Here is a 14,942-nt window from a genome sequence, read left to right on the forward strand (position 1 = left end):
GTTGAGCGATACACCAGCCCACCGGGTTGCGACAGGGAAATGGTCCGTCGTCGCGAATACGATTTTGATCGATTCCAGCGGCGGATGCGGTATTCCCATGAATGCCATGAAAACCGCATCACTTGTTCTTGGATGGATGGGGGCACTTTTGTTGTCCGCCGTGACATCGGATGCCCGTGACCTCGGGGAGGAGTGGGATTGGGACGTGAAACGGGTCGGCGAGAACGACTACATCCCGTTCGGGAAGTTCGGGGAATTCTACGGCTTCGGTGATCTGGAGAGAAATGGCGGTGAGATCCGCCTTGAGAAGCGCGGCGCTCAGAGAAGCGAGATCGTGGTGAACTTCAGCGTCGGCTCGAAGGAATGCCACTTCAACAAGGTGAAGATCATCCTCAACAGGGAGATCATGGAGGAGGGCGGCGAGGTGTTCCTCTCGCGGGAAGATCTCAGCCGTCTCATCGACCCCATCTTGCGGCCCCACCAGATCGGAGGTTCCGGGGTGCCCCGTACCGTGATCCTGGACCCGACAGGTGGGGGAGATGCGGCGCGCCACGCTTGGGAGATCGCCGGGAAGGCGAGGACCAAGCTGGAGGAGCGCGGGATCAAGGTCGTCATGACCCGCGGGGAGGAAAAGGCCATGACGGTGGAGGAGCGCGTCGGTGCCGCCAACGAAGTCCAGGAGCCCGCGGTTTTCGTCAGCATCAATTTCCTGGATGAAAAGGACGGACCCAAGGGCATGCGAACCTCGGTGCTGGTGCCGCCCGTTGTCGGAACGGGGGAGGAAGCTGGAGAGATTTCCCGGCTCGGTGCTGCCTTGGGAATCAGCATTCATGGCGGCGTGCTGCGCAACCTGGGAGTGAACACCCAGGACAACGGCCTTTCATCGGACAAGCAGTCCGGCTTTGTCGGCCTCCGGCATCCCGCCATCACGCTGACGGCGGCCAACCTCGCGGACGAGTATCAGGCGAGACTGGCCGCGAACGAAAAATTCCAGGATGCGGTGGCCGATGGGATCGCCCTTGGCATCACGAAATACCAGATCGCCGTCAGCAGGAAACGGGAGTGATCGGGTTGCTGTGTTCCCTCCGGTGTGCCGGAAAGAAAAAACCTCCGCCGGTATCCGGTGGAGGTTTTCAAGTTGGATCGGGCGGCGTGGCTCAGAAATTCCACATCTTGCCCTTTTCCGCGTCCCTGAAGACCTGCGGGCTGAGCATGTAGGAATTCGGCGGGTTATCCAGCTTGCTGTCGTCGAGCACCGGCAGGGTCTTGCCGATGGTGGCATCTTCCGGCTGGGTGGTGGCGACGTTGATCGGCGTGCCGACACGGACGAGGTTGAACACCTTCCGGGCGGAGTTCAGTGGCATGCGGACGCAGCCGTGGGTCGCGGGGTAGGGTTTGATGAAGCCCCAGTGCGCGCCGTAGGACGGGCTGTAGAACTGGATCCAGTAGGTCATGGGGTAGCCCGCGCCCGGGCTGCTGACCCGGCGGCGGTTGGCGACCTTGGCCTGGACGGGGAAGGTGCCCTTCGGCGTCGGCGCGGAGGCGGTGCCCACGCATACCGGGGTGGCGAGCAGGACCTCACTGCCCTCCACCACATAGAGTTTCTGCGCGCTGGTGCTGATCTTCACCCGCACGGCGGACGGATTCGTCGCCTTCTTCACCGGTGGGTCGAAGGTGAAGGAACTCTTCGGTCCCTTGGAAACAGGGGCGGTACAGGAACTGAGGGCGGCGGCTGCGGCAGCGGCGAGGAGGAGACAGGGAAAGGATTTCATGGTCGGATGCGAGCGAGGGATGGGGTCTTCCGGGGAGGGGAAGGCGACGGGATATGGTGCCGCAATCGGCGTATTCTGCAAGGAGAAGACTCCGGGAAGTGCGCCAGTTGTAAGAAGAAGGGCCATCCTGCCGGGCAACTCTTTGCGTTCTATGGCCTTGGCAGGCGGGGCAAAGGTTTGGTAGCGGTAGCCCGCGTTTCCAAACCCCCTTCCCTCCGAGCCATGAAATTTTCACGAAATCCACTGCTCCTCCTCGCCGCCGTGGCGTCCCTTGCCGGGATCGCGCCCGTTGCCGCGCAGACCTATTATTGGAGAGGTGGAGCGGGGGAATGGACGACGGCGGGCAACTGGTCGGGTGCGGCTGATGGCAGTACCGCCGGAGCGGTTCCGGCAGGAGCCAACGCCGTGTTCAATACCGACGGCGTCTCCGGCGACCAGACGATCACGTTCGGCACGGACGGGTCGGTTGCTTCGCTGTTGTTCAGATCCGCAGGCATCACTTCCATCCTTGGCCCTGCCGCCGCCACCAACCTGGAGGTGGGTACCGGAGGCATCACCCTGGGAGCCGGTGCGGGTGGAGCCATCATCGGATCGGGGGCCAATGCGGGCGGCGTGCGGCTGCGGGTCGGCGCGGACCAGACGTGGTCGAACCAATCTTCCGGTGAGTTGCTGGTCAGGAACAGCGTCACCCCTTCCACCGCCACCGGCGGCGACAGGATCCTCACCCTTGGTGGCACGGGTATCATCCGTCTCAGCCAGCTCATCGAGGACACCGTGGACGGGTCGAACCGCGCGAAGCTCTCATTGGTCAAAACCGGGAGCGGTCTGCTGGATCTTTCCGGATCCAGCGCCACGACCTTTACCGGCGGCCTCACGATCCGGGGTGGCACGGTGAGCGTGAATGCCGACAACCGGCTCGGGGCCTCCAACTCCCTCGTGACCATCGATGGCGGGACGCTGCAGGTTACGGGCAACATCACCACCGGTACCGGCGTCCGGCCGATGACCATCGGCGCGGCGGGTGGAACCATCGAGGTCACCGGAGGCAACCAATTCCGGCATGACGGCACCATTGATGGTGCGGGGATGCTGACCAAGACCGGCGGCGGCACCCTGTGGCTGGTGAACGCAAAGACGCACGCTGGCGGCACCGCCTTCAACGGTGGGGACATCTATATTTATGACGACAACCGCCTTGGCAGTGGCGGGCTTTCTTTCGATGGCGGCACCCTGCGTTCCAGCGGTACCTTCACCATGAACCGGGCCACCGTGCTGAATGCCGGCGGCGGCACGTTCAACATCGAAACCGACAAGGTGGTGACCCAGCAGGGGGCGATCACGGGAGGGGGAAGCCTTTCAAAGACAGGCACCGGTGTGCTGGCCCTCCGGGCTGCCAGCAATTACACCGGAGGAACGACGATCAGCGAGGGGGTTCTCGACGTTGACGGCACCAACCGCCTGGGAACAGGCACGCTGACCATCAACGGAGGACGTCTCAGGTTGTCCTTCGGCACCGGCGAAGGTCCATTTTTCACCCAGTCCACGGTGCTCGGCGCGGCGGGGGGAAGCATCGAGGTGACCGGCTCCAACACCGTCCGCTATGATGGCGCCATCAGCGGTGGCACGCTTACCAAAACCGGTGGCGGCACCCTGTACTTGGTGGGGGCGAAGGCCTACTCCGGCGGAACGGTCTTCGGCGGTGGTACGGTGCTGGTGTATGACAACGACCGCCTTGGTACGGGAGGCCTCACCTTCAACGGCGGCGCGCTCCGCTCGAACGGGAATTTTGAAATGAACCGCGCCACAACCCTCCTGGCCGGTGGTGGCACCTTGAACATTGATACGAACTTCACCGTCACGCAGCACGGCGTGATCACGGGAGAAGGGAACTTCAACAAGAGCGGTGGCGGAACCGCGGTGGTGACCGCCGCCAACACCTACACCGGCACCACCACGGTCAACGCCGGTGTGCTGGAATCCAGGGGCTCCCTCAACTCCTCCACCGCCCTGCGGGTGAACGGTGGCACCTTCCGCTTCGGCGCGAGCGACATCATCGGCAATACCGCCGAGGTGACCCTCGGGGCCGGCTCCCTCCAGGTGGGCAACTTCAGCGACACGCTCGGCAAGCTTGCCGTCACGGCCGCCGCCACGGTGGACTTCAACGGAAACGTCGGCTCCACCATCGTTTTCGCGGACTCCCGCGACAAGGCGTGGACCGGTTCGCTGACGGTCCTGGGCTGGACCGGCCTGGTTGACGGCGGGGGGCTGGAGCGCCTCATGTTCGGGGATGGGTCCGGTGGCTTGGAGCAGGCCCAGGTGGATTCCATTTTCTTCTTCAACCCATCCGCACCGGGCCTGGAGGCCGGGACCTACAGCGCGAAGATCCTGTCCACCGGTGAGGTCGTCCCCCACGCCCTGATTCCGGAGCCATCAGCGGCATTGCTGGCGGTGCTGGGGGCCGGGCTGGCCATGCGCCGCCGCCGCTGAGAAAGTTTTGTCCGGATGAAAACCTCAGCCGTCAGTGGAGGGTGTTCCTTTTCCGGGAAAGTCGGGATCCGGCGCACGGTTCTCCTGCGGATTATGATGGAACTCCTTTTTCCTCTGCTGTAGTAGACCGAAAATGAATCTGCCGCTCCGTCCCTCCGGGTTGCTGCCAACCGCCCTCATTTCGGTCTGCGCCGCCGCCAGTGCCTCCGCCGCCTTGTTGGTGAACGAGACATATGACAGCTACACCCCCGTCAACTTTTCCTCCACAGGTACCGCCGCCATCGATACCGGCGTCGCCGCCAGCGCCCAAGGCCTGCAGGGGAACTACATCGTCAACAATCCCGGCGGGGGCAGCGGTTATTCCTTCGCCGCCGGTGGGCTCGCCTTCAGCACCTACAACACCACCAGCGGCAACCGGATGATCTACCGTGCGAACACCGGTGGCACCACCCTGGCCGTGCAGCTCAACCTCACCTCTTCCGTGAGCGGCACGCTTTACTCCAGCTACCTGTTCCGGGTGGACAATGCCGGGACCATCACCACCGGCAACGGCAGCTTCACCGAGGTGCGCGTCGCCACCAACCCCGGAGATGGCGGCGGGTCGAGCCGCTTCCGTTCCCAAGTGGAGGACAACAGCGCCCTCACCAGCATTGGCTTGGGCGTGTCCTATGCCGGATCGGCCACAACTACCGGCTCCTCCATCATACCCGCCACCGGCACCGTCTATATGGCCATCAATGTGTTCACGAATGTGGGCGTCACCGGTGCCACCGGCACGGCCACCCAATACGTGCTCACCGCCGCCCAGTACGACCAGTTCGCCATCAACGGCTATACGCTGGGCTTTCTCGATGGAGCGGGAAATGTGACCTCCAAGCTCTCTGCCAGCACCACGACCGTGGCGGGGCAGACTTTCGCCAATAACCAATACGTCCAGATCGGCGGCATCGGCAACACCTCCGGAGTCACCAACTTCGACGCCCTCAAGTTCGGCACGGACCTGCTCTCCGTCGTCACCATCCCGGAGCCTGCCTCCTCTTCGCTCGTCCTCCTCGGCGGACTGGGCTTTCTCATCCGCCGCCGCAGGCACTGAGTGGCTCACCTGAAACGGAAAAGCCCCCGACGGCGGACCGGCGGGGGCTTTCGTGAGTGATGGTGCGGTGGATCTCAGAAGTGGATCGCGTGGCCGTCGGCGGCCAGCGTTGCTTCGTGGATCACCTCCGACATGGTCGGGTGGGCATGGATGGTCGAGTGAATCTCCTCGGCGGTGAGTTCCTGGTCGAGCGCCAGGCCCATCTCCGCGATGAGTTCGGTGGCGTTGTCACCGATGAGGTGGGCGCCCAGCAGTTCGCCGTGCTTCTTGCCATAGAGCAGCTTGGCGAAGCCGTCCGGCTCACCGGCGGCGATGGCCTTGCCAATGGCGACGAACGGGATCTTGCCGACCTTGTATTCGATGCCTTCTTCCTTCAGCGCGCGCTCGGTCTTGCCTACGGAGGCGATCTGCGGGTGGCAATAGGTGCAGCCCGGGAAATTCGTCACCTTGCGTGGGGTGTGGCCGTCCACGTAGAGGCCTTCCACGCACTGGATCGCCTCGAAGGAAGCGGTGTGCGCGAGCAGCGGCGGTCCGGTGATGTCACCGATGGCGTAGACGTTGGCGAGGGAGGTCTCGTAGCGGTCGCCGACCCTGACGAAGCCACGGTCGGTCAGTTCCGGCTGCTGTCCTCCCGGGAGGACCGGCTGCACGCCGATGGCGACGAGCACGACGTCCGCGGAGAGCACGCCGTTTTCCTTCGCCCCTTCGACGGTGACCTCGACATGGGAACCCTTGTCCTCGGTCTTGGTGATCTTGTGGTTCGCCAGGCAGCGGATGCCCTGCTTGATGAAGGACTTCTCCAGCGCGTCGCCGATCTCGTCATCCTCGACGGGGACGAGGCGCGGTGCCATCTCGACGAGGGTCACCTTCGTGCCGAAGGCATTGTAGATGTAGGCGAACTCGACGCCGATGGCCCCGGCACCGATGATGATCATGCTCTTCGGCTGGTTGCCGAGGACCATCGCTTCCTTGGAGCCGATGACCGTAGTGCCGTTGAAGGGCAGCGGTGGCAGCGGGCGGGACTTCGCACCGGTGGAGATGATGATGTCCTTGGTGTCGGCGGTGCTCTTGGAGCCGTCGGCGGCGACGACCTCGACCTTGCCCGGAGCGACGATGGAGCCGTAGCCGCGGATGTAGTCCACCTTGTTCTTCTTGAACAGGAACTCGATGCCACCGGCCAGACGCTCGGACACCTTGCGGGAGCGGCCGATCACGGCGGACCAGTCATACTGGAGATTGTCGAAGGAGAAACCGAACTCCTTCGCGCGATGGGCGAGGGTGTGGTACAGCTCGGCGTTTTTCAGCAGGGCCTTCGTCGGGATACAGCCCCAGTTGAGGCAGGTGCCACCGGCGCGGTCCGCTTCGACACAGGCGACTTTTTTTCCAAGTTGGGCGGCGCGGATGGCGGCGACGTAGCCGGCCGGGCCGCCACCGATGACAATGAGATCGTAGGCCATGGTTTCGGAGGAGAGGTAAGTTTCGGCGGCAGCGTGGCGGGGGGACCCCGGCTTGTCAAAGGGGGATATGCCGGGAAAACGATCCGCCGGGGGTCATTTCAGCAACATCCCGAACTCCTCCGGCAGCGGGTCTCCGGCCCCCAGGGAAAGCTCGAACAGCTTCGCCACCGCACGGGCTTCCGCCAGGCGGGTCTGGCCGGGCGTCGGCTCCGCGGTGGCGGGTGGCTGTTTGAGGGCCTCCTTCACCGCCGGATCGGCCAGATGGATGCGCAGGATCGCCAGCGCGGACTTGCGGGCGATTTCCTCGGACGCCCCCACATCCGCCACCAAGGACGTGTTGTAGGCGTCCAGCGCTTCACCGGGACGGCCCAGCGCCTCCAGGGCCAGGGCGTGGCAGTAGGAAACCTGTGCCCGCTGGTAGCCGGGGAGACGCTGCTTCGCGCGGTCTTTGGCGAGGGTGTCCAGGCGGCCCCAGTTCTTGGTCCGCACCGCGTCCCAGAACACGTACATCTCGATCTGACGGAGGTGGTTTTCCCGCACCAGCGGGTCCTTGTTGAACGTCTTCAACTGCTCGGAGAGTCCTTCCAGGTCCCCCAGCTTCCGCAGGCACTCCAGTTCATGGAATGCGGAGAGCGTCCCCGGGTTGTCCGGCAGGTTGGATACGGGTTCCAGCGCCTTGGTGAGCGCGGCGAACGCGAGCTTCGCCTCCCGGTAACGGCGGTCCTGGAAAAGGTCGATCGCAGCCGCGTAGCCAGGCGGCTCGATGACGTGGACGGCGGCCAGGTCGGAAACCTTGAGGTCCTTCACCTCGTTGCTGTCCCGCGCCTCCCGGTAGCGGATGGAGACCTTGGTCGCGGTGACGATGTAGGCGCGCTGGCTGGACCCGTCAGGCCGGGTCAGCAGCGCCTCGAACGCAGCCTCGTTGGGGGCGGCGTGGACGCCTGCCGCCCATGCGGACATGAGCAGGAAATGGAGGATACCGCGCTTCATTTCACATCAGGTGAGGATCCATAGGTCCGGACGAGCTGGTCGATTTCCTTCCAGAGAGCGGATTCGTCCGCGGACATGCCGGGGATGTTGGGACGGGTCGCGTCCAGGTAGCGGGTGCCGCTTTCCAAGGCGATGTTGCGGTCGCCGGGCTGGTTGCGCGCCCACAGCAGTTCCATCCATGATTTGATGGCGAGCGCGGTCAGCCGCACCGCCGCATCCGGCGTGGACCAGACCTTGGAATAGGCGGAAATGGCTTCGTCCAACTTCCCGGTTTCCCGGAGGGAGCGGGCCAGGCACAGATTCACTTCCGGCGCGAATTTCGTGAAGTGGAGCTTCGCGTCATTGTAAAGGTGGGCGTTCTCCACCGCGGCGGCATGGTCGCCTTTCGCCACCATGGTCTCCACCATCCGGAACAGTGCGTATTCCCGTTCCGCACGGTTCTTCGACTGCCGGTGGATGGTTGTGAAATCGTCGATGGCCTTCTGCTTTTCCTCCGGTGAGGAGGAACGGGACCACGTGTCCCCGCGTCCGAAGAGGGAGGGGAAACGGTAGGTCGGCTCATTGCGGGAAATCGCCTCCTCATAGAACGGCAGGGCCTCGCGCGGGGCGGAGGTGTTTTCCCGCAGGTGGTCGGCAAGCTGGAGCAGGATGGGGGTGGGAAGCTGCTTCGGGGAGAGGGAGGATTTCAACTCCTGGAACAGCTTCATGATCCGGCCGTTGCACGCCTGCTGCACCGCCAGTTCCTTCGACTCGCTGCCCAGCCGCTCATAGGCGCTGATGACGGCCATCCGCAGCAGGGCGCGTGTCGCCTGGTCTTCCGGCGGGATGCCGGGGAACTCCGCGAAGTGCTTCTCAAGCTGCTCCGGGGTGTGGCGGGTGAGATAGGCCTGCGCGTATTCCTTGATGGCATTCTCCAGCGCGTAGGCACGGTCCGTTTTCGCCAGTTCACCGATGATGCCGGCCAGCCGTTCGAGCGCCTCGTTCTGGCGGTTGGCCGCGGTGAGTGGTTTCAACTGGGCGACCGCCATCTGCGGGCGGAAGGTGGAGGCTTCAGCGAAGTCCTTCCAGTAGCGGTCCGCGTATGCGGCGGCTTCCTTCGGGGAGCGTTCCCCGAGCATGGAAACCAGTTCGAAAAGCACCTCACCCGCCATCGGCCGGTTGTTCCGCTTCCCGGCGGCTTCCAGAGCCTTGAGGTAGGCCTTCTTTGCTTCCTCCGGCTGTCCCCTTGAGCGCTGGATGTTGCCTTCCAGGGCCAGTGCGGCCTCGGTGACCGCACTGTCGGGGAATGCTTTCCCTGCCACCGTGTCGGCCAGCGCTGCATCAAGCTCCCCGTTCGCGAAATGACAGGTCGCCCGGTCATGGAGGGCGAAGGGCATGAACGGATTCGTGCGCGGGTCCGGATACTTGGCGAGGAACGCGTCCAGCAGCGGCGTGGCCTCATCCCATTCCCTCAGCTTCGCCAGGTTCGCGGCGCGGAAATATTCCGCCGCCTGGGCGTTCGGACTGCCGGGGTATTTTGTGACATGCTCCTCCAGGGGTGTCTTCGCCTTGCCATACTGGCCCAGGTAGTGGAGCGAACCGCCGATGACATGGAGGCAGTGGTCATGCTCCGGAGTTCCCTCCTTCACCGTGCCGACGGTTGCGGAAGCGAGCTTCAGCGCGTCCTGGTACTTTCCACTCTGGAAAAGCGAGGAAAGCGTCAGTTGGCGGGCGATCGGCGCGCTGGCGGACGACGGGAATTCCTGGATGAACCGGGAGGTGCTTTCCGCCGTCGTCTCCATCGGCTCTCCCAGCGCGATGCCCAGGCGGATCAGGTTGAAGAGGTAGTCCTCCCTCCGGGCGGCGTCGGGAAAGTAGGAGACGAGCTGCCCGTAGGCGGCATGCGCACCGCGCAGGTTGCCGGCCTTTTCATGGATCATGGCCGCGGCCGCCAGCTTGACGATCTCGGCGGCACCGGCACCCCGGTAGTCCGCCTCCGTGGCGGCGAGCCGTGTTTCAAGTGATTTCCTGGTGATGAGTTCGTTGCCCTCGCTCATTTCCGCCAGCGGACCCAGCGACGCAATGCGGGCCCGCAGGTCATCCACCACGGACTCGCTCGACGGGACCAGCTGGTAGATTGCCAGCGCCGCCGCGGGCATCTCCGCCGCGAACACATCCGCGCCCAGTTTCATGTAGATGCTGGAAAACGTGCCCATCTCATACGGCTCGAAGGTGATGCCGCCACGGTTCTTGCCGATGAAGTCCAGCAGCGCCCGTTCGTTCTTCGTGGTGATGGCCGCCCCGACCAGCGCCTCGAAACCGGCGACGATCCCCGTATCCGGCGTCGGGAACTGCTCCTTGTTGCTGATGGCGATCTCCAGGTTCAGGTTTCCCGCCGGGATGCGGCCGAGCTTGTAGCTGCAGATGGCCACGTTGACGTAGAGCGCGCCCGCCGGATAGGTGTCCGTCACCTTGTCCCGTTCCTCCAGGAACTTGCGGAACTGGTTGACCGCCGTCTCCCACTGGCCCGCGCCCATGGCGGCCTCACCCCATTTGAGCAGCGCGCGTTTCTGGAAGACGTTGGCGTTTCCGTTCGACTGGCCGGGAGGGTTGGGAAAGTCGCGGTAGCAGGTCTCGAAGGATTTCGCGGCCTCCGCCCATTTGCGGAGCTTCAGCTCACAGAGCCCCTTGCGGAACCAGATCACGCCGAACTGCGGGCCGATGGTCCGCAACGGCTCCGCTTGGCCGAAGCGGGCGATGATCTGGTCGAGTGTCGCCAGCGCCTCCGGCCATTTGTCCGCGTTCATCTCCGCCATCGAGCGGTCCGCAAGCGCCGGGAATCCTTCCTCCTGGGCGCAGCCGGCCTGCGTCGCCACAATGGCAACGGGAATCGCCGTCAGCAGATGGAGGTGGGCCTTCATGTGAGCCGACCCCACAAAAACCTCCCCGGGGTGGACCCGCAAGGTTGTAACGGGCGTGGGCGAGGAATTTCGTCTTCCCTTGCATTCACCCCCGGCAGGCTTTAGCACCGGGCCAGTGGCAGGTGCGAAACTGATCAACCCCGGGAAGCCGTCCTGGAAGAAGACGCTGGTCCGGGCGATGATGATCTGCGCCGGGTCCGTGGCCATCCTGCTGCCCGCCTGGCTGCCGGGGCGCAGCGGGGCACCCATCGAGCGGGGCACGGTGGAGTTCCTGCAGGCTTCCCTGCTGGCGGCCGCCGCAGCCGTCATGCTGGGTGCGCTCGCCCACGCCGGACCGTTCCGGCCGGTCTGCCGGGTGCTCGCCTTCGGTCTGCTCGCCGCCGTGGTGGGGGAGCTGGAGGATTTCATTTCAGGCATCCTCGGCTGGCCGTTTCCGGAGGCATGGATCATCGGCGTGATCCTGCTCGCAGCCCTGATCACGGCCATGAAGCACCGCAAGGCGATGATGCTCTTTTTCGGCACGCTGGGCTATCATGCGGCGTCCGGCCTCATCGGCTCCGCACTGCTCATCCTCTACGTGTTCAACCGCGTGGTCGGCAGCAAGCGGTTCTGGCAAGCGTCGCTCGGGGATGCGTTCGACCCGAACATCCCCGTGATCTGCAAGAGCTACCTGGAGCTGCTGGCCTGCTATCTCATCTTCATCGGCTCCATCGGCTATGCGGTGACCCTGGCGCGCAGGCCCCCGCTATGACGCTCCGGCGATCCTCCGCAAGTTGCGGTCGATGCGGGCATACATCCGTTTCACCCGGCCCCGTTTGCTGAACCGGTTGAATGCCCGGCTCAGGGTCTTGAACGGAAGGATGGTCGAAAGGCCCAGCCCGTCGATCAGCACGAAGTGGTCCCCATGCCGTTCGTCGTGGCCATAGACGATGTTGTGGAGGTTGAAGTCGGCGACGATGAGGTCGCTGTCCACCACGGCGGTGACGAAGGTTTCCAGATCTTCCTTCACCTTGGCATTGAGGCCGCCTCGCACGACGATCTGGCCCAGGGTGGGAGCGGGATTGCCGTCCCGGTCGAGCACCGCCCGGACCACCATGCCGAGGCCGTAGTCGGTCTCCACGTAGCCGAGGATCTTCTGCGCGAAGGGCGGTGCGTCACCTCCACCCGCACACCCGGCGATGTATTCCTCCGTCTCACGGATGAAGGAGATGTATTGCCCGAACCGGCGGCGCTTCTTGTACCACGGCGCACCGGAACCCCAGCGCTCGTCGAGGATGTCCGGCCGGATGACCTTGACCAGCAGGGCCGGATCCCGCGGATGGCGGAAGACGAGGCGCATCCTGCCCTGGGCGAGCGGGGTTTCACCCTTGAGTTCCAGAAGTTCCGCCGGAGAGGTCATGCGTCGTCGAACACGTTGCGGAACGCCGCCGCCAGATGGGGCGTGTCATTCCAGTTTTTCATGAATCTGCGGCGGTCGCGGTCCCACAGTTGCTTCCATTCTTTCTCCGGTAGCAGGAAAGCGGTGGCGTCCAGGTCGATGAACGAGATGCGCCCGTCCGGCGTGACGATGATGTTGTTCTCCTTCAGGTCACCGTGGACCGCGCGGTGTCCCGCCATGATGGAGAAGGCTCCGCGCAGGGATCCGGCGACCCGGTGGAGGAGGGGATCATCCGCCGCCAGCCCGGCGGCGAACTCCGCCAGCGGAACACCGGCGGCGTGGCGGGTGGCCAAAAACGACCGGGAAAGCCAGAGTCCGCCGAGGGATTTCCATTCCGCGACCATCAATGGGGCCGGAGTGGGGATGCCGAGGAAACCGAAGGCCAACCCCGCGACCCAACTGCGGTGGCAGCGGGAGCCGAGCATGCCGTAGGTCAGGTGCTTCATGATGCTGGCAGGCTCGTAATACTTCAGCACCACCGGCTCTCCGCCGATGGGATAGGAACCGACGATGGCGCGGCTGCCGAACTTCAGGATTGTCATCCCGGCGGGGACACGGGAGGCGGCGTCTTCCAATTTCCCGGGCACTTCACCGGGAAAGATGGCGGAGTTCACCGCTGCCGTCGCCTTCCCCAGCGGGAGGGGTCTGGCGGAGGGGAGTTCCTTGAGAAAGGCGGCGAGGTCCGCCCGGGCCGCATCACCCACGCGTGGCCTCCTTCCTTTGGAGGAGTTCCGCCACCTTGCCGGCATTCGCTTCCGTGGTGTAGTTCAGCGCGGTTTCCCTGGCGGCCTTCCGCATCGCATCCCGGAGCTGCGGGTTCAGCCCGCAGAAGGCGGCCACCTTCGCGGCGATGGACTCCGCGCGCGGGGTGGGTTCCCCGGAGATCACATAGCCGTCGATTCCGTCCGTGATGACTTCGGACGAACCGTTCGTCGTGGTCGTCAGGGCGGGCAGGCCGCAGGCCAGCGCCTCCAGACACACGTTGGCGAAGGGGTCGTAGAAGGTGGGGAAAACGAAAAGGTCGGCCTCCTGATAGGCCTTGTGGATCTCCTTGGACGGCCCTTCGAAAGTGACGAGATCCGCGACGCCCAGACGTGCGGCGAGCCTCCGGTAAGGCTCCGGATTGTCCCTGCCGATGATCCGCAGCATGCATGGACGGGAGCGTTGTTTCAGCAGCGCGAGCGCCTCGATGAGCGTCCGCAGTCCCTTGCGCTGGAAATCCTGGCCGACGAAAAGGAGGCGCACTTCCCTGGATGAGGTGAGGCGCGTCCCGTCCGGCCGGAATTTCTCCAGATCCACGCCGTTGTAGATCACGTGGATGCGGTCCTCCGGGTAGTCGTAGTGCTCGCGGATGATGGTTTTCGAAAGCCGCGAGTTGGTGATGATCATCCGGGTGTTCGCCGGATCGAGGATGGCGCTCTCCAGCTCCAGGATGGCGCGGTGGCGGGGGTTCAGCGTCTGCAGGAAACGGTGGAGTTTCCCCGGGTAGCGGATCTTCATCCAGTAACGGTGGAGCGGGTCCGACACGCGGAACGCATCCGATGGGAAGGACCGCGAGAGGGCGAGGACGGCGTCCACTTCCAGCCCGGCCAGCGCCTTCTGGCTGTTCGCGTTGAAGGACCGGTTGCGGTTCCAGGAGGTGGACCGGTCCACCCCGATGGGGATGTGGACGAGGGCCGGATGGATGTCCGGGTCGAACTTCTCCGCGAGCACCCACACCTCATGTCCCATTTCCGCGAGCGAGCGGCAGAGATTGGCGGCATAACGCTCCGCACCGCCCTTGCGGTAGGAACATTCGGAGCGGATGACGGCGATCTTCATTTCAGGTCCGTGGAAGCCTCCTGCCACGCAGCGTATTTGCGGATTCCTTCGCGGATGGGGGTCCGGGGTTCGTAGCCCAGCACGCGGTGTGCCTTGGACACATCCGCGTAGGTTTTCGGCACGTCGCCCTGCTGGTCCGGAAGCTGGCGGATGGTCGCCTTCTTGCCGACGGCATCCTCCACCAGGGAAATGAGTTCCGCGAGGGTGGTGGTGGCGGAACCGCCCAGGTTGAAGATCTCGAACGCGGACACCTCAGTGTAGGCGGCGGCGGCGAGGATGCCCTCCACGATGTCCTCGACGTAGGTGTAGTCCCGTGCGGTGCTGCCGTCCCCGTATTGGTCGATGGGCTGTCCGTCCCGGATGCAGCGGGTGAACTTGGAGATCGCCAGGTCCGGGCGCTGGCGCGGACCATAGACGGTGAAGAACCGCAGGCAGGCGCAGTGGATGCCGAAGAGGTGGGAGTAGTTCGAGCAGATCTGCTCGCCCGCGATCTTGGTCGCGGCGTAGGGGGAGATGGTCCGGACGATGGGGTCCGTCTCGGAAAACGGAACCTTCTCGTTGATGCCATAGACCGAGGAGGAGGAGGCGAAGATGAACCGCTTCACCCCGTGATGGCGGCATGCGTCCAGCAGGTTGAAGGTGCCGTCGATGTTGGTGGTGAAATAAAGCTTCGGGTCGGAAATGGATGGCCGGACACCCGCCCGTGCCGCGAGGTGGATGACCGCGTCGAAACGGTGGGTGGAGAACATTTCCCCGACCAGGTCCGCATCCCGGATGTCTCCGCGGACGAGCGTGATCCTATCCCTGATGGCGGCGATGTTGCCCTCCTTGATCGCAGGATCGTAGAAGTCATTGAAATCGTCGATGACCACCACCTCGATCCCGCGGGCGAGCAGGGCCTCGCTGACGTGGGAGCCGATGAATCCGGCTCCGCCGGTGACGAGGACTTTGTGGAAGGGCAGCTTCATGCGTTCGCGGGACCCG

At 64.4% G+C, this 14,942-nt stretch carries 12 protein-coding genes; 4 read left to right on the top strand and 8 right to left on the bottom strand.

Going from position 1 to position 14,942, the window contains the following annotated elements; translation table 11 throughout:
- Positions 1-106 precede the first annotated feature (106 nt).
- Positions 107-1,066, top strand: a complete 960-nt coding sequence (locus tag KF712_07840) for an N-acetylmuramoyl-L-alanine amidase (GenBank protein MBX3740885.1) — start codon at positions 107-109, stop codon at positions 1,064-1,066.
- 91 nt (positions 1,067-1,157) lie between these two features.
- Here the strand turns inward: KF712_07840 and KF712_07845 are convergent, their stop codons facing one another.
- Positions 1,158-1,772: a L,D-transpeptidase gene (locus KF712_07845; protein ID MBX3740886.1), complete on the bottom strand. Its 615-nt coding sequence runs from the start codon at positions 1,770-1,772 to the stop codon at positions 1,158-1,160.
- Between the two features lie 222 nt (positions 1,773-1,994).
- On the opposite strand from KF712_07845, the gene KF712_07850 reads away from it, so the two are divergent.
- Positions 1,995-4,259, top strand: a complete 2,265-nt coding sequence (locus KF712_07850; protein ID MBX3740887.1) for an autotransporter-associated beta strand repeat-containing protein — start codon at positions 1,995-1,997, stop codon at positions 4,257-4,259.
- A 133-nt stretch (positions 4,260-4,392) separates the two neighbouring features.
- Complete coding sequence (locus KF712_07855; protein MBX3740888.1) at positions 4,393-5,352, top strand: PEP-CTERM sorting domain-containing protein; 960 nt, start codon at positions 4,393-4,395, stop codon at positions 5,350-5,352.
- A 74-nt stretch (positions 5,353-5,426) separates the two neighbouring features.
- Here KF712_07855 and lpdA read toward each other — a convergent pair whose 3' ends face one another.
- The 3 genes from lpdA to KF712_07870 form a co-directional block, all read right to left on the bottom strand.
- Positions 5,427-6,809, bottom strand: a complete 1,383-nt coding sequence (gene lpdA, locus KF712_07860) for a dihydrolipoyl dehydrogenase (GenBank protein ID MBX3740889.1) — start codon at positions 6,807-6,809, stop codon at positions 5,427-5,429.
- Positions 6,810-6,902: 93 nt separating this feature from the next.
- Complete coding sequence (locus KF712_07865) at positions 6,903-7,799, bottom strand: hypothetical protein (protein ID MBX3740890.1); 897 nt, start codon at positions 7,797-7,799, stop codon at positions 6,903-6,905.
- Complete coding sequence (locus KF712_07870; GenBank protein ID MBX3740891.1) at positions 7,796-10,699, bottom strand: tetratricopeptide repeat protein; 2,904 nt, start codon at positions 10,697-10,699, stop codon at positions 7,796-7,798. The genes KF712_07865 and KF712_07870 overlap by 4 nt, the downstream gene beginning before the upstream one ends.
- A 115-nt stretch (positions 10,700-10,814) precedes the next feature.
- Between KF712_07870 and KF712_07875 the strand changes: the two genes are divergently transcribed.
- Positions 10,815-11,450: a hypothetical protein gene (locus KF712_07875; GenBank protein MBX3740892.1), complete on the top strand. Its 636-nt coding sequence runs from the start codon at positions 10,815-10,817 to the stop codon at positions 11,448-11,450.
- On the opposite strand, the gene KF712_07880 is transcribed toward KF712_07875, so the two are convergent.
- From KF712_07880 to KF712_07895, 4 genes are read right to left on the bottom strand one after another with little or no spacing between them, the layout of a single operon-like run.
- The gene (locus KF712_07880; GenBank protein MBX3740893.1) at positions 11,445-12,098 is read right to left on the bottom strand and encodes a hypothetical protein; all 654 of its coding nucleotides are present in this window, start codon (positions 12,096-12,098) and stop codon (positions 11,445-11,447) included. The two genes, KF712_07875 and KF712_07880, sit on opposite strands and share 6 nt — an antisense overlap.
- Complete coding sequence (locus tag KF712_07885; protein MBX3740894.1) at positions 12,095-12,841, bottom strand: hypothetical protein; 747 nt, start codon at positions 12,839-12,841, stop codon at positions 12,095-12,097. Before KF712_07885 ends, KF712_07880 begins: the two co-directional genes overlap by 4 nt.
- The gene (locus KF712_07890; GenBank protein MBX3740895.1) at positions 12,834-13,958 is read right to left on the bottom strand and encodes a glycosyltransferase family 4 protein; all 1,125 of its coding nucleotides are present in this window, start codon (positions 13,956-13,958) and stop codon (positions 12,834-12,836) included. Before KF712_07890 ends, KF712_07885 begins: the two co-directional genes overlap by 8 nt.
- Positions 13,955-14,926, bottom strand: a complete 972-nt coding sequence (locus KF712_07895; protein ID MBX3740896.1) for an SDR family NAD(P)-dependent oxidoreductase — start codon at positions 14,924-14,926, stop codon at positions 13,955-13,957. Before KF712_07895 ends, KF712_07890 begins: the two co-directional genes overlap by 4 nt.
- Positions 14,927-14,942: the final 16 nt, after the last annotated feature.

Source organism: Akkermansiaceae bacterium (genome assembly GCA_019634595.1).
Classification (GTDB): domain Bacteria; phylum Verrucomicrobiota; class Verrucomicrobiia; order Verrucomicrobiales; family Akkermansiaceae; genus Luteolibacter.

Bases quoted from the DNA above. Each gene is read 5' to 3' on its own strand.
- KF712_07870 (MBX3740891.1), bottom strand. From the start codon at position 10,699: ATGAAGGCCCACCTCCATCTGCTGACGGCGATTCCCGTTGCCATTGTG.
- KF712_07865 (MBX3740890.1), bottom strand. From the start codon at position 7,799: ATGAAGCGCGGTATCCTCCATTTCCTGCTCATGTCCGCATGGGCGGCA.
- KF712_07880 (MBX3740893.1), bottom strand. From the start codon at position 12,098: ATGACCTCTCCGGCGGAACTTCTGGAACTCAAGGGTGAAACCCCGCTC.
- KF712_07840 (MBX3740885.1), top strand. From the start codon at position 107: ATGAAAACCGCATCACTTGTTCTTGGATGGATGGGGGCACTTTTGTTG.
- KF712_07895 (MBX3740896.1), bottom strand. From the start codon at position 14,926: ATGAAGCTGCCCTTCCACAAAGTCCTCGTCACCGGCGGAGCCGGATTC.
- KF712_07845 (MBX3740886.1), bottom strand. From the start codon at position 1,772: ATGAAATCCTTTCCCTGTCTCCTCCTCGCCGCTGCCGCAGCCGCCGCC.
- KF712_07850 (MBX3740887.1), top strand. From the start codon at position 1,995: ATGAAATTTTCACGAAATCCACTGCTCCTCCTCGCCGCCGTGGCGTCC.
- KF712_07890 (MBX3740895.1), bottom strand. From the start codon at position 13,958: ATGAAGATCGCCGTCATCCGCTCCGAATGTTCCTACCGCAAGGGCGGT.
- lpdA (MBX3740889.1), bottom strand. From the start codon at position 6,809: ATGGCCTACGATCTCATTGTCATCGGTGGCGGCCCGGCCGGCTACGTC.
- KF712_07855 (MBX3740888.1), top strand. From the start codon at position 4,393: ATGAATCTGCCGCTCCGTCCCTCCGGGTTGCTGCCAACCGCCCTCATT.